The sequence below is a fragment of the Curtobacterium sp. MCLR17_055 genome, assembly GCF_003234305.1.
GTDB classification, from domain to species: domain Bacteria; phylum Actinomycetota; class Actinomycetes; order Actinomycetales; family Microbacteriaceae; genus Curtobacterium; species Curtobacterium flaccumfaciens.
Genome location: NZ_QKSX01000024.1, coordinates 31,864 through 45,381 on the forward strand (window position 1 = coordinate 31,864; position 13,518 = coordinate 45,381).

13 protein-coding genes are annotated in these 13,518 nt (G+C 71.7%); 3 read left to right on the top strand and 10 right to left on the bottom strand.

Annotated elements, in window-relative coordinates; all coding sequences use genetic code 11:
* Positions 1-49: 49 nt before the first annotated feature.
* Together DEJ09_RS16715 and DEJ09_RS16720 are read right to left on the bottom strand one after the other, a co-directional pair.
* Positions 50-1,462 carry a GAF domain-containing serine/threonine-protein kinase gene (locus DEJ09_RS16715; protein ID WP_111024859.1) on the bottom strand — a complete coding sequence of 471 codons (1,413 nt, stop codon included), beginning with the start codon at positions 1,460-1,462 and terminating at the stop codon, positions 50-52.
* A gap of 200 nt (positions 1,463-1,662) precedes the next feature.
* Positions 1,663-3,618, bottom strand: a complete 1,956-nt coding sequence (locus tag DEJ09_RS16720) for a family 43 glycosylhydrolase (protein WP_111089308.1) — start codon at positions 3,616-3,618, stop codon at positions 1,663-1,665.
* A 104-nt stretch (positions 3,619-3,722) separates the two neighbouring features.
* Here DEJ09_RS16720 and DEJ09_RS16725 point away from each other — a divergent pair, with 104 nt between their 5' ends.
* On the top strand, positions 3,723-4,328 hold the full coding sequence (locus DEJ09_RS16725; protein WP_111089309.1) for a dihydrofolate reductase family protein: 606 nt from the start codon (positions 3,723-3,725) through the stop codon (positions 4,326-4,328).
* A gap of 12 nt (positions 4,329-4,340) precedes the next feature.
* Here DEJ09_RS16725 and DEJ09_RS16730 read toward each other — a convergent pair whose 3' ends face one another.
* The 3 genes from DEJ09_RS16730 to DEJ09_RS16740 form a co-directional block, all read right to left on the bottom strand.
* Positions 4,341-4,820, bottom strand: a complete 480-nt coding sequence (locus tag DEJ09_RS16730; protein WP_111089310.1) for a hypothetical protein — start codon at positions 4,818-4,820, stop codon at positions 4,341-4,343.
* 95 nt (positions 4,821-4,915) lie between these two features.
* Positions 4,916-5,779: an ABC transporter permease gene (locus DEJ09_RS16735; RefSeq protein WP_111089311.1), complete on the bottom strand. Its 864-nt coding sequence runs from the start codon at positions 5,777-5,779 to the stop codon at positions 4,916-4,918.
* The gene (locus tag DEJ09_RS16740) at positions 5,776-6,708 is read right to left on the bottom strand and encodes an ABC transporter ATP-binding protein (RefSeq protein WP_111033997.1); all 933 of its coding nucleotides are present in this window, start codon (positions 6,706-6,708) and stop codon (positions 5,776-5,778) included. The genes DEJ09_RS16735 and DEJ09_RS16740 overlap by 4 nt, the downstream gene beginning before the upstream one ends.
* A gap of 278 nt (positions 6,709-6,986) precedes the next feature.
* Here DEJ09_RS16740 and DEJ09_RS16745 point away from each other — a divergent pair, with 278 nt between their 5' ends.
* Both DEJ09_RS16745 and DEJ09_RS16750 read left to right on the top strand, forming a co-directional pair.
* Positions 6,987-7,520: a helix-turn-helix domain-containing protein gene (locus DEJ09_RS16745; RefSeq protein ID WP_111089312.1), complete on the top strand. Its 534-nt coding sequence runs from the start codon at positions 6,987-6,989 to the stop codon at positions 7,518-7,520.
* Positions 7,517-8,746, top strand: coding sequence for an MFS transporter (locus DEJ09_RS16750; protein ID WP_111089313.1), 1,230 nt, complete (start codon positions 7,517-7,519; stop codon positions 8,744-8,746). The genes DEJ09_RS16745 and DEJ09_RS16750 overlap by 4 nt, the downstream gene beginning before the upstream one ends.
* Here DEJ09_RS16750 and DEJ09_RS16755 read toward each other — a convergent pair whose 3' ends face one another.
* From DEJ09_RS16755 to DEJ09_RS16775, 5 genes are read right to left on the bottom strand one after another with little or no spacing between them, the layout of a single operon-like run.
* On the bottom strand, positions 8,747-9,601 hold the full coding sequence (locus tag DEJ09_RS16755) for a hypothetical protein (protein WP_111089314.1): 855 nt from the start codon (positions 9,599-9,601) through the stop codon (positions 8,747-8,749). It lies immediately after the preceding gene.
* A gap of 27 nt (positions 9,602-9,628) precedes the next feature.
* Positions 9,629-11,377: an AMP-binding protein gene (locus DEJ09_RS16760; RefSeq protein ID WP_111089315.1), complete on the bottom strand. Its 1,749-nt coding sequence runs from the start codon at positions 11,375-11,377 to the stop codon at positions 9,629-9,631.
* A 19-nt stretch (positions 11,378-11,396) separates the two neighbouring features.
* Positions 11,397-12,047: an HAD family phosphatase gene (locus tag DEJ09_RS16765; protein ID WP_111089316.1), complete on the bottom strand. Its 651-nt coding sequence runs from the start codon at positions 12,045-12,047 to the stop codon at positions 11,397-11,399.
* Positions 12,044-12,715, bottom strand: coding sequence for an HAD-IA family hydrolase (locus DEJ09_RS16770; RefSeq protein ID WP_111089317.1), 672 nt, complete (start codon positions 12,713-12,715; stop codon positions 12,044-12,046). Before DEJ09_RS16770 ends, DEJ09_RS16765 begins: the two co-directional genes overlap by 4 nt.
* Positions 12,712-13,227, bottom strand: a complete 516-nt coding sequence (locus tag DEJ09_RS16775) for an N-acetyltransferase (RefSeq protein WP_111089318.1) — start codon at positions 13,225-13,227, stop codon at positions 12,712-12,714. Before DEJ09_RS16775 ends, DEJ09_RS16770 begins: the two co-directional genes overlap by 4 nt.
* Between the last annotated feature and the right edge of the window lie 291 nt (positions 13,228-13,518).

The window sequence follows — 13,518 nt, forward strand, 5'->3', positions numbered from 1 at the left end:
ACCATCACACGGTCGGGAGGCGCGGTGCGGGCTGGCACCGGGCCTCCCGTCAGGCGGTGTGGTCGCCGACCACCCGTGGGACCGGCAGCGAGTCGCTGGTCGTGCGGAGGGACTCCTGGCGGATCTCGAGCTGCGAGACGGCGAGCGCCGCCAGGTCGCGGAGGTTCGCGAGGTCGTCCTCGGTGGCCTGCCGCGGGCGGGTGTCGAGCACGGCGAGGGTGCCGATCGGTGCGCCGTCGTGCTTGACGAGCGGAACGCTGACGTAGAAGCGGATGCCGAGCGGACCGGTGACCAGGGGGCTGTTCCGCATCTCGGGGTGTGCGGAGCCGTCCGGGATCACGACGGGGACGGGGACCGGGGCGAAGCCGTTGCGGAAGCTGATGCTGCGGGCTGCCTCGTCGACGCCCTCGGCGATGTACGACTGGGACCACTCGCGGTCCTCGTCGAGGACCTCGACCAGGGCGATCGGTGCGTCGAAGAGCCGGGCCGCCATCGCCGTGGTGCGCTGCAGCGACTCGTCGGGCAGGGTGTCGAGGGTTGCCGGGCGGTCCGTCTCGGGGCGCGTCGGTACCGGGGCCGTCTCGTCAGTCGGCTCGACCACGTGGTCGGCCGTGGCGGTCTCGGCGATCACGACGTCGCGGAGCATCGTGACCAGCTCGGCGCCGAGCGGACGGGCCGCGGGGTCCTGCGCGGTCATGGCACGGAGCAGGTGCTTCCAGTGCTCGGGCAGGGGCTCGGGGACCACGGGGTCGCGCGACAGCCGGGCGACGGCGGACTCGACGAGCGAGCCCGGGAACTCCCGGCGGCGGGTGAAGCACTGCAGCAGCACGAGGCCGAGCGAGTAGACGTCGCTCGGCGGGCCGACCTCGCCGCCGCGCGCCTGCTCGGGGCTGAGGTAGGCCGCGGTGCCGGTGGTGACGCCGTCGGCGGTCAGGCGCTCGACACCGGCGGCGAGCGCGATGCCGAAGTCGGTCAGGCGCGCCCGGGCCCGGTCGGAACCGTTGCCGTAGTCGACGAGCAGGATGTTCGACGGCTTGATGTCGCGGTGCACGACGCCGTGGGCGTGGATGTAGTCGAGCGCCTCGGCCATGTCGTAGCCGATCTCGGCGATGTGCCGCGAGGCGAGCGGGCCGACGGCCAGGCGCTCCTCGAGGTCCTGTCCGACGACGAGCGACATCACGATGTAGCGCTGCTGCGTGCCGTCCTGCCCGGTGACGACTCCGGCGTCGAGCAGGCTGACGAGGTTGTGGTGCTCGAGCGACGCCAGCACGCCGAGTTCGGCCTCTTGGCGGGCGATGTCGACGATGCCCGCGTGGAAGAGCTTGATCGCGACCGGGCGGTGCAGGCTCTCGTCCACACCCCGGTAGACGACGGACATGCCGCCCTGGCCGATCGCTTGCTCCACGCGGTACCGACCGTCGAGCAGCGGCGCGCTCGCGTCGTGGTCTTCCGTCGGGATCATCCAACCCTCGTTCTCGGCTCCGGCACCAACGATGCATCTTCGCATCCCGACGGGTATCTCGTTCGCCGACGTCGTTCTCCGGCTGAACGGGGGCCGGCCGGCCTGCAAGACACCGGTGTTCGCGGGTCGAACACGCGCAGACTGCGGTTCAACGTGCGAACACCGGTGTCTTGCGATCCCGGCGCCACCCGACCGCCCCGTCAGCGACGCGTCGCGGCCGTGCTCACGCGGAGGTCCTCGAAGGTGCTGGTGAAGCCGGGGCCCCCGAGTGAGATGAGCCCGACGCGGGGTGCGCTGCCGAGGTCCGCCGTCCAGGTCCCGCCCCGGACGAAGTGCCGCCCGTCCAGGCTCGTGTAGGCCGTGTACCGGTCCTCACCCCGGACCTCGCGGTGGACGATCCGGAGCGTGGTGGTGTCCCCGACCGGACCGACGACCATGTTGCCGTAGCTCGGCGCCCCGGCCGGTTGCCCGGACACCTGCTTGCCGAACTCCGTCTGGCGCGTGTTGAAGATCGAGTTCGAGGTGAGGCGGACGTAGTTGCCGTCGTCACCCCAGACGATCAGGCCGCCCTGCACGTAGTTCAGGCCGTCGCCGGTCGCCGGGGTGTCCACCCCGACCGTGGTCTGGAGCACGTAGTCCCCACGGGGTGCCGGTTCGGACAACACCGATGCGAGCGGCGTCGCCGGCGGGTGGATGTCGGCGTCCTGCGTCTGCCAGCGGAACGTGCCGTCGGCGACGGTCCAGGTGGACGGGTCGGGCTCACGCGTCCAGGCGAGCTGGGCAGGCAGCGCTCTGGGCAGCGCTCCGGGCTCCGCCCCCGGCAGCGCGGCACCGTCGAACGAGGTCGACAGTGCCCGGATCGTCCGCCCCGGCACATCGACGGGAGCGGTGGACGCCCGGTACGTCGGCCGTTGCCCCGGCTGCGCGACCGGCCCTGGCTGCACCGTGTCGGACGGCCCGGCACCACCGCGGACGACCGGCCAGCCGCCCTGCCAGTCGAGCGGGTCGATCAGCGCCGGCCGCTTCGTGTAGGTCGGCTGCCCCGAGTAGTACGGGTCGTTGCGATCGGCCGCGTGGTAGATGATCCAGTCCTGCCCGGCGAAGTCGGTGACCACGGTGTTGTGGCCGGTCCCGACCCAACGATTGCCGTTCTGCGCGAGCAGGGGCGTGCCACCGACCCGGGTGCTCGTGATCGCCACGCCGTCGCGGTCCGTGAACGGTCCGAGCGGGCTGCGCGACCGGGCGACGAAGACGCCGTAGCCGGTGAGAGCACCGCTGCAGCAGTTCGTGGCGGAGCCCATGAAGTACCACCAACCGCCGTGCCGCATCAGGTACGCGCCCTCGTAGCGGTTGTCGATCGCGATCTGCCGTTCGGTCGACGGGTCGGAGCGCAGTCCGTCGGCGCTGAGGCGTCGGACGTTCACGCCGCCGAAGTAGCTGCCGAAGTACAGGTAGGTCGTGCCCTTGGCCGTGATGACCTCGGGGTCGAACGCCCACCGTGCTCCGTCGCCGTTCGGTGCGGTCTGCGGTGCCACGACCGGTCCGCCGGAGTCCTTCCACGGCCCCGTCGGGCTCGAGCTCGTCGCCACCCCGACCGCGGAGCCGCCGCCGCTCGGGCCCGTCGCCGACGGGGTGTCCGATGCCGCGTAGTACAGGTACCAGGTGCCGGCCCGGCCGCGGTCTCCGGCGCGGTACACGACGTCCGGCGCCCAGATCCCGTTCGCGTCACCCACCCAGGCGGGCTTCGTCGGGAACGCGTCGTTCACGTACGTCCAGTGGGTCAGGTCGGTCGACCGGTACGTGGGCACCGCGTGCTGCACGAGGGACCCGTCCGGGTTCTGCTCCGTCGCGGTGAGCGCGTCGGTGGTGCAGTACAGGTACCAGTTGCGGTCGCGTCCGGCTCCGTGGATCACGGTCGGGTCCGCGCAGCTCGCCGCCGTCTGCCCGTCCGGCAGGCTGAGCGCGACCGGGTTCTGGTGGCTGGGCGCCGCGCGGCCGTGCCGGCTGGCCGCACTCGACGCTGCGGTCGTGGAGGTGGTCGCCCGGGTGGTCCCGCCCGGCACCGCGGACGCGTCCGCTGGTGCGGCCTGGAGGCCCGTGGTCGCGACGCCGAGGAACGTCACGACGGCGAGGAGTGCGGTGGACGATCGGCGCATGCCGGACCTGCTCTCGTCGTTGAGGAAGGTGCTGCTTGAGGGACTGCGGGTGTCGCCTGGCGACGTGCGCGAGCGTACGCTCGGCTCGACGAAGGAGTCATGCCATGCCCGCGAGGTTCGTCTACTGGATCAACGTCTCCGTCGACGGGTTCGTCGAACGGGCCCCCGGCGAGCACGACGGCCTGGACGGACCCGACTGGATCCGGATCGACGAGCCACTGCACCGCGAGTTCAACGCCCGCGCCGCCGCGATGACCCTGTCCGTCGAGGGCCGGGTGGTGCGCGACATGATGGACCCGTTCTGGCCGGATGCCCGGCACGACGAGTCGATGCCGCAGTACCTGCGCGAGTACGGCGAGATCTGGACCGCGCAGCCGAAGATCCTGGTGTCCCGCACCCGGACGGTCGCCGACCACGACACCCGGGTCATCGGTGGCGACGGCGACGCAATCGCCGAGCTGGCCGCGATCCGTGCCTCCGGCGACGGCGACATCGGCGTGGGCGGACCGAGCATCGCCAGTCAGCTGCTCGATGCCGGGCTGCTCGACGAGGTCATGCTCTTCACGCACCCGTCGGTGCTCGGCGCCGGCCGCCCGTTGTTCGATCCGCCGCGCTCGGGGCACCGCCCGCTCGTGCAGCTCGACCTATTCGAGCAGCAGCGCTACGACAACGGCGTCACCCTGCACCGGTACGACGTCCGGCGGTCCTGAGCGCTCGGTCGGTCAGTCCTCGACGGGCTCGGTGGCGATGATCCGGACGTACCAGGCGCTGTCGCGGTCGCTGTCGAACCCGTTGAAGGAAACGCTGTCCGCCCGGCGACGCAGCTCCGCTGGAAGGTCGATCCGCTGTGAACCTTCCCGGCAAGCCATCGGCTCTGTCGGTTGGGTCTGCGAGGCGCCCGCCGACCCGATGGTGAAGGAGCCACTCATGTGCCCGTCCCCGAAGCACGAGAACTCGAGGTGGTCGACCGACTCCGGGTGCGGGAACGTGATGGTGACGCCCGTGCCCGGTGCGTCACTGTCGTCGTCACCGGGCGACACCGCGGCGAACAGGGCGCCGAGCTCAGTGTTCGACTCGACTGCTCGCTGCCGCTTCTCCCAGGCGGACAGCGCCGCCTCGTCGACGGGCGGCGGACCGGCGCAGCCGGCCAACAGGAGCACACTCGCGATCGCGGGCAGGAGCAGGGCGGGGACGGAGCGCACGCTGTGAGCCTAGTGACGCGATGGACCCGCACCGCGGAACGACGGGAGGCGCGGTGCCGGCTGGCACCGCGCCTCCCGGCCGTGGGGTGGTCGCGTCAGACGTCGCGACGGCGCGCGAGCGTCAGGGCGAGGCCACCCACGACGAGCACCTCGGCGGCGAGGACGCCGAAGCCGCCCCAGCCGTTCAGCACGACCCCGCTGTTGTCGACCGTGCTCGCGCCGTCGTACGAGTAGGCGTAGAGCTGGCCGCCGGCCGAGTCGGGCAGGAACGCCGCGATGTCCATCGGCCAGTCGACCTTCATCAGTCCGCTCATGAGTGCGAGCACCCCCGGAACGACCAGCAGGAGGCCGAGCGTGATCGCGATGCCGCCGGCGCTCGACCGGACGAGCAGACCGATGCCGTACGCGAGGAGCGCCAGCAGGGTCAGGAAGACCGACGAACCGAGGATCGGCAGGAACACCGACGGGTCCCCGAGCTCCGGCTCGACACCGTTGCCGGCCAGCAGCGGGAGCGAGATGAGGACGCCGATCCAGGTGGCGACGGCGCTGACGACGAAGGTCGCGATGGCGAGGACGGTGGCCTTCGCCAGGATCACGCCGGTGCGCCGCGGGTCTGCGGTGAAGGTCGAGCGGACCTGGCCCGTGCCGTACTCACCGGTGATGATGAGGACGCCGAGCACGCCGACGACGAGCGACGAGAGCAGGACACCCACGGCGTTGGCGTTCACGAAGGTGCCGTTGGCGACGTCCGTCGGCAGCTCCTGGCCGCCGCTGTTCGTGTTCGCCCCGATCAGCGCGGCCATGCCGATCGTGAGGACGACCAGGATCGCGTAGCACCAGAACGTGGACCGGATGCTGCGCAGCTTGATCCACTCGCTCCGCACCAGGTGCGGGAACGACAGGCGGGTCGAGCCGGACATCCGGGTCGACGGCGTGGTGGGCGAGGTGGTGGCGCTCATCGGGTGCCCTCCGATCGGTACTCGACGTCGTCGCGGGTGAGGGCCATGTAGGCCTCCTCCAGGCTCGCGCCGGTCGGGGTGAGTTCGTGCAGGGGGACGCCGGCCTGTGCGGCGATGTTGCCGACCGTCGGTGCGTCGGGCCCGACGACGAGGAACGAGCCGTCCTCGCGCTGGGTGACCGCGGCGTTCGGGCCGATGGCGGTGAACAGGCCGTTCGGGTCCGGCGTGCGGACGATGACGCGGCTGACGGCGGCATCGGTGCCGGCAGCGGCGCCGCCACCGGCGACGAACTCGGCGATCGGGGCGTCGGCCAGGACCTTGCCTCGGCCGAGCACGACCACGCGGTCGGCGGTCTGCGCCATCTCGCTCATCAGGTGGCTGGAGAGGAACACCGTGCGGCCGTCGGCGGCCATGCGGCGAGCGAGCTGACGCACCCACACGACACCGTCGGGGTCGAGGCCGTTGACGGGCTCGTCGAGGATCAGGGTCTTCGGGTCGCCGAGCAGTGCGGCAGCGATTCCCAGACGCTGCCCCATGCCGAGCGAGAACCCGCCGACGCGCTTCTTCGCGACGGAGTCGAGGCCGGTCATGTCGATGACCTCGTGCACGCGGGACTTCGGGATGCCGTGGGTCGCCGCGAGCGAGAGCAGGTGGTTGTAGGCGCTGCGCCCCGAGTGCACGGCCTTCGCCTCGAGCAGGGCGCCGACCTGCCGGAGCGGGTCGCGGAAGCTCGTGTAGGGCTGGCCGTTCACGGTGGCTGTGCCCGACGTGGGCCGGTCGAGCCCCATGATCATGCGCATCGTGGTGGACTTCCCGGCGCCGTTGGGCCCGAGGAAGCCGGTCACACTGCCGGGACGCACGACGAAGGAGACGTCGTCCACGGCGGTCTTCGGACCGTACTGTTTGGTGAGATGGCTGACTTCGATCACGGCCTCGACGCTACGGGAGGGGCCGTCGGCGCCGCGTCCGCCGCTGGGGGGAGATGTGTGCTCCCACAGGGTGACGCGGGGGCGGCGCGGGGGGCGCGGGTTTTCGCGCGGGTGGGCCGCGGGGCCGGCGTCGCGCGGGTTTTCGCGCGGGGCGACAGTTCACGCTTGCTGCCGGCCGTGAGGTGTCGCTGGAGGCGAAAGGCCGGCGCGCAGATCGGTCCGAACAACCCCCAAAGGGCCATTTGACGGTGCCGGGTGTGGGGACGAAGGATGGGCGCATGTCCAGCCTCCAGTCCCTCCGGGCGACCGCCCACCCGATACGGCTCCGCCTGCTGTCGCTGGTGACGAGCTCCGCGATGAGCGCGGCCGAGGCCGCACGGGAACTCGGGCTCTCGCAGGCGACCGCGAGCTACCACCTGCGCGTCCTCGAACGGGCCGGGCTGGTCGCCGTCGTCGAGGTCGTCCGGCTCCGGGGCGGCGAGGCGAAGCGGTACCGGCACGAGTCGTCGTCGCAGGCGTTCGACCCCGACGCCCGATCCGACAGCGGCGCCGAGGACGTCCCGGTCGAGGACCAGCTCGTCTACGTCGAGGCGCAGGTCGAGGAGCTCCGGCGACGCGTGCGACAGCGGACTACGGGGCCCGGCGTCTCCACCGACGCCGAACTGTGGGTCGGCCCCGAGACGTGGCGTCGCGTGGTGCATCACGTCGGCCAGGCCTCCGCCCTGCTCCACGCCGCAGCGCAGCGCCCCCGCACCCCGGGCACCGTTCCGGTGTCGATGACCGTCTCGATGTTCCCGATGCGGCGACCGTGAGCACGCCGACCACGGGCGTCCTCCGGCACGCGCCGTTCCGTTGGCTGCTCGCCGCCCGCACGGTGAGCATCCTCGGCAACGCCGTCGCCCCGATCGCGTTGGCGTTCGCCGTCCTCGACCTCACCGGCTCGCCCGTCGACCTCGGCCTCGTCGTGGCCGCACGCTCGGTCGCGAACGTCGCCGTCCTGCTGTTCGGCGGGGTCATCGCCGACCGTCTCCCCCGTGACGTCGTGCTCGTCGGCACGTCGCTCGGTGCCGCACTGACGCAGGGCGCCGTCGCCGCGCTCGTCCTGACGGGCACCGCGACCGTCCCGCTCCTCGTCGTTCTGAGCATCCTGAACGGTGCGGTCGCCGCGGTCAGCCTGCCGACGACCGCTGCCATGGTCCCCGAGACCGTGCCCGAGGCACTGCTCCGTCCGGCGAACGCCGTGATCCGGTTGAGCATCAACGCCGGCACGATCGTCGGGGCCTCCGCCGGCGCCGGCATCGTGGCGCTCGTCGGCGCCGGGTGGGGATTGGCGGTGGACGCGGCCGGCTTCGCCGTCGCTGCAGCCCTGTACGCACGGATCCGACTGCCACGTCGCACGTCCGTCGCGCCGGCCGACCGCCCGTCGGTGATCGCGGACATCCGGGAGGGATGGGTCGAGTTCTCGGGACGGCGCTGGGTCTGGACGGTGGTCGCCCAGTTCGCGGTGCTCAACGCAGCCTTCGTCGGTGCCACGACCGTGCTGGGTCCGGTGGTCGCGGACGGTTCGTTCGGCAGGGCGGGTTGGGGACTCGTCGTCGCGGCGCAGACCGTCGGCCTGGCATTCGGAGCACTGATCGCGCTGCGGTGGCGGCCACGGCACGCCCTCGGCATCGGCGTCGCCTTGATGGCCGTGACCGCGCTCCCCGTCCTGGCGCTCGCCGGCGCACCGGCCCTGCCGACCCTGCTCGTCGCGTTCGCCCTGGGCGGGGTTGCCATCGAGCTGTTCGCGATCGCCTGGGACCACGCGCTGCAGTCGAACGTGCCCCGGGCCGTGCTGTCGCGGGTCTACTCGTACGACATGGTCGGGTCGTTCGTCGCCGTCCCGCTCGGCGAGGCCCTGGTGGGACCGCTGGCGCACGCGGTCGGCACGCCCGCGACCCTGGTCGGTTGCGCCGTCGTCATCGTCGTCGCCACCGTGGTCGCCGCGTCCACCCGGAGTGTCCGGCGCGTGACCACCGAGGTGGCCCTGCCGGTTTGATCAGCCCGGGGAGGCGTCCGCGTCGACCTCGTACGCCTCGAACCGGGCGTCGGCGAGGACCGCGTCGACGAGTGACCGTGAGCCTGCGACGATCGTCGAGTCCCAGTCGATCTCGGTGGCGAGCACCCACTCGTGCCCCTCGGGCCAGAGCATCTGCGGGGTGTGCCCGACATCGACGTACGTGCCCACGCGGGCGTCGTCCGTCCAGGACGGGTCGCTGAGCTGCGGCAGGGACATGGAGAGCAGGAAGCACTCGCGGGCCGGCCACAGGAAGCGCGGACCCGCGAGCGACTCTCGGAGCGCAGCCTGCTCCCGCCGGTGCTGCGCCTGGGCCCGGGCCATGTGCGCCTGCATCTCCACGCGCTCGGCCGCCGTCGGCTCGCCGCTCCCCTGCCACCCGAAGCCCAACGTCGACGCGTTCAAGTCGCCCCATCCGTCCCAGACCGCCCCGACCAGGTCGTCCGGCGTCGACGTCGCCCCGGCGAGGAGCCCGGTCAGCGCGGCGAGTTGCTTCGGCTCGTACCAGCCCGTTTCGGGTGGATGGACGACCCAGCCGTCGTCGAAGGGCAGGTCCGACTCGTCGTCCCGACCGCTGAGCGTCTGCCACGACACGAGCGGGTCGATCGTCCGACGGGTGCGCTCGGCGACGTCGGCCCAGCGCCACTCGGCCGATTCGAGGACCGGGTGCTCGTCGTGCTCGTCCACGGTCGTCCGGTCTTCGCGATCCGCTCGGAGCGGGTGCAGGATCCGGGCGTACGCCTCGAACCCGGTGCCCGCGACGCCGCCGAACGAGGCGAACGCGCCGGCCCGGGCCAGCAACCAGTCGCCGCGCGAGACGTCCTTGATCAGTTCCACGTGCCGAGCCCTCGGTGCCCGTGCGGGTCAGCTCGCCTGCGGGCGGGGTGCTCGGAGGCCGGGGAACTCGTCGTCGCGCCACTCGCCCTCGGCGCGCGTGCCGTTGGTCACCGACTGCTCCTCGCGCTCCCGCAGCTCCACGCGGCGGATCTTGCCCGAGATGGTCTTCGGGAGCTCCGCGAACTCGACGCGGCGGACGCGCGCATACGCGGGGAGAGCCGTGCGTGCGTACTCCAGGACCTGCCTGGCGGTGTCGGCCGACGCCTCCCATCCGGTGGCCAACGCGACGTACGCCTTGACGACGTTGAGACGGGCATCGTCGGGTGCCGGGACGACCGCGCTCTCGGCCACGGCCGGGTGCTGCAGCAGGGCGCTCTCCACCTCGAACGGCGACACCTTGTAGTCCGAGGACTTGAAGACGTCGTCGGTGCGGCCGATGAAGGTCAGCTCGCCGTCGGCGTCGCGGACGGCGATGTCGCCGGTGTGGAAGAAGCCGTCGCGCATCGACGAGGCGGTGCGGTCGGGGTCGCCGAGGTACTCGGCCATCAGGTTGACGGGCCGCTCGGTGAGGTCGAGGCAGACCTCGCCCTCGTCGCCCGGTTCGCCGGTGACGGGGTCGAGCAGCGTCACGGTCACGCCGGGGAGCGGCTTGCCCATCGCGCCGGGCGTCACGGCGGCGCCCGGAGCATTGCCGATGATCGCCGTGGTCTCGGTCTGCCCGTAGCCGTCGCGGATGGTGAGCCCCCACGCTGCCTCGACCCGGCCGATGACCTCGGGGTTGAGCGGCTCGCCGGCCGAGATGAGCTCACGGAGCGCGCGCGGCTTCACGCCGAGGTCGGACTGCAGCATCATCCGCCACGCGGTCGGCGGCGCGCAGAACGTGTTGACCTCGGCCTGCTCGAGCTGCGCGAGGAGTGCGGCGGGGTCGAAGCGCGCAGTGTTGTGGATGAACACGGTGGCCTCCGCGATCCACGGCGCGAAGAAGCAGCTCCAGGCGTGCTTGCCCCACCCGGGCGAGCTGATCGTCAGGTGCACGTCACCGGGCCGGACGCCGAGCCAGTACATCGTGCTGAGGTGACCGACCGGGTACGACGTCTGGGTGTGCACGACCATCTTCGGCTTCGACGTCGTGCCGGACGTGAAGTAGACCAGGCACGGGTCGGTCGTGCGGGTGACGACGTGGGGGCGGACCTCATCACTGGGAGCGGGCTCACCCAGGTCGCTCGGGTACTCCGTCCACCCGTCAGCGGGACCGCCGATGACGATGCGTGTGAAGGACCCGCGGACGTCGTCGTACTTGTGCGTCTCGCTCCGGTTCGTGACGACGTGCGCCACTGAGCCCCGGTCGACGCGGTCCTGCAGGTCGGCCGTGTCGAGCATGGTCGACGTCGGCAGGATGACCGCACCGAGCTTGATCACGGCGAGCATGGTCTCCCAGAGCTCGAGCTGGTTGCCGAGCATGACGAGGACGTGGTCGCCCTGCTGCACGCCGAAGCCGTGCAGGCGCGCGGCGAGCCGATCGGACCGTGCGGCCATCTCGGCGTAGCTGAACCGCTGCTCACGGCCGTCCTCCTCGACGATCCAGAGCGCGGTGCGGCTGTTGTCGGTCGCGATGACGTCGAACCAGTCGGTCGCCCAGTTGAACGTGTCACCGACGTCCGGCCAGCGGAACCCGGCGCGTGCCGCTTCGGGAGACTCCGCGGCGAGGAGCTGATCGCGGGCGGCACGGTACGCGGCGGTCGGGTTCACATCAGGCACGGACCGATCATGCCGCATCCGTCTCAGAGCCGATCGATCAGGCGAGTTCCCGGAGCCAGCGGTCGAGCCAGGGAATGATGCGCGAGAGGTCGTCCGCGTCGATCGCGTCACTCGCGGCCGCACGTGCCGCCGGACCCGCGTTGAGCGCCAACGCACTGGGGAGCGCCTGGAAGAGCGGGATGTCCGAGCGGCTGTCGCCGATGGCGCAGCAGTGTTCGATCGACACACCGAGGTCGCGAGCGAGCGCGAGCGCCCGGTCCCGCTTGTCGAACTCGTCGAAGTGCTCGGCGACGGTGCCGTCGTGGACGCCGTCGTGCTCGCCGACTCGGGGCCCGCCGTTCGGGACGAACCCGAACCGCCGCGCGAGGGAACGGGTCACGGGTTGCCACGCGAGCGACGCGAGCACGGGTTCGACGTCGTGGGCACGGCACCACGCGACGACGGTCTCGGTTCCGGGCAACACCGGCAGGTCGTCGAGCCACCGGTCGACCGTCGCGACGGATGTGTCACGCCACCCGAGTGCGTCGACTTCACTGACCTGCTGGTTGGTGAGATCGCCGTCGGCGTAGCGGGCTTCTGCGTCGTCGAGCGTGCCCTGGTGCCCGAGCCGGGCGGCAAGGAAGCTGCTGCTGGAACCGGGGCTGACGAGGGTGCCGTCGACGTCGAAGAACACGATGCCGACGGTCACTGCCGGCCGCTCCCCCGCACGACCGCATCGAGCACCCGGATCGTCTCGTCGGTGTCGACGTGCAGGTGCGCCCCGATGCCGAGCGCACGTGCGGCCTCGATGTTCTCTGGCACGTCGTCCACGAAGAACACCTCGTCCGGGTCCGCCCCCAAGCGCTCGAGCGTGATCCGGAACGCCTCGGCGTCGGGCTTGTTCACACCGATCTCGTGGGAGTAGCAGATCGGGTCGAACACCGCCGAGAACCGGAAGCGCCGCTCCTCTTCCTCGCGAGCACCATCGCCCGAGTTCGACAGGATCGCGAGGCCGATCGTTCCGCGGAGTCCGGCGAAGAAGTCGTACAACGGCTGGTTCAGCGTTCCGCAGTACGCATCCCAGAAGTCGGCCCGCATGACGGCGAGCTGGTCGGCCCCGAGGTCGAGCGCTGTCCCGATCGCGCCCCAGTACCGGTCGACGACGCCGGTCTGACGGGAGGCGTCGGGCAGGTCCGCTGCGACGAGGCGTGCGGAGAAGTCGTCCGTCGTCATCCCGAGACGCTCGGCCCACCGCGCCCGGAAGCGTCCGGGCCAGGCGGCGTCATCGACGAGCTCGAGGACGCCGCCCACGTCGGACAGCAGCCACCGCACGACGGGCCCGGCAGCCCCGGCAGCTTCGGCCGTCCCGCCGCTCACAGCGATCCCCGCAGCTGCCGGATCATCTCGAGCTCGAGTTCGCTCGGATCGAGGACGTACGCCTCGCTCGCACCTGTCGGCTCGTAGCCACGTCGGGCGTAGAAAGCCTGCGCGCGGGTGTTCCCCTCGTGCACGTGCAGCCGAAGGGCCGATCCGTGCGCCGCCGCCCACACCTCGATCTCGTCGAGCAACGCATCGGCGACACCGGCGGAACGGCCCCGGTGCGACGGAGCGACGTAGACGCCGACAAGGAGCGGCCCGACCCGGGGGCCGGGCACGAACACCCCCATCGTCCCGAGCCACCGGCCGTCGGCACCGATCGCGGCGAGGGTCGTCCCGCCGACGTCGTGCTCACGGCGGCCGCGTCGACGCCAGTCACGCTCCTGCAGCCGCTCCGCGTCGGCGAGCCGCTCCCCGTACGCCTTCGGGGTGTCCCGGAGCATCTCCAGCCGCAGCGCCCGAACGGACTCCCAGTCGTCCTCCGTGGTCGGTCGGATCGTCGTTCCCCGCATGACCCGAGCCTAGGGGTGGCAGGCCCGGAGAAATCGTTCCAATCCGACTGGCGGACGACGCCGAATCACCTGCAACGACCGGGAAACGCCCGGAGCGCTCACCAGCCGCACATCGCTGGTTCTCCACCCCGCCAAGGGTGTGTTCGGCGCGCACACAGCAGCCGCGCCGAGCGCGACAACAGCAAAGGACTGATCACGATGCGTAAGAGCCTCAAGACCTCCATCACCCTCGCCACGACCGGCGCCCTCGTCCTCGGCGGTGCCGCGTTCGGGATCTCCTCCGCGCAGGCC

Excerpts from the sequence above, each read along its gene's own strand:
- DEJ09_RS16760 (WP_111089315.1), bottom strand. The coding sequence starts at position 11,377 with ATGCGGCATGATCGGTCCGTGCCTGATGTGAACCCGACCGCCGCGTAC.
- DEJ09_RS16715 (WP_111024859.1), bottom strand. The coding sequence starts at position 1,462 with ATGATCCCGACGGAAGACCACGACGCGAGCGCGCCGCTGCTCGACGGT.
- DEJ09_RS16745 (WP_111089312.1), top strand. The coding sequence starts at position 6,987 with ATGTCCAGCCTCCAGTCCCTCCGGGCGACCGCCCACCCGATACGGCTC.
- DEJ09_RS16735 (WP_111089311.1), bottom strand. The coding sequence starts at position 5,779 with ATGAGCGCCACCACCTCGCCCACCACGCCGTCGACCCGGATGTCCGGC.
- DEJ09_RS16720 (WP_111089308.1), bottom strand. The coding sequence starts at position 3,618 with ATGCGCCGATCGTCCACCGCACTCCTCGCCGTCGTGACGTTCCTCGGC.
- DEJ09_RS16725 (WP_111089309.1), top strand. The coding sequence starts at position 3,723 with ATGCCCGCGAGGTTCGTCTACTGGATCAACGTCTCCGTCGACGGGTTC.
- DEJ09_RS16775 (WP_111089318.1), bottom strand. The coding sequence starts at position 13,227 with ATGCGGGGAACGACGATCCGACCGACCACGGAGGACGACTGGGAGTCC.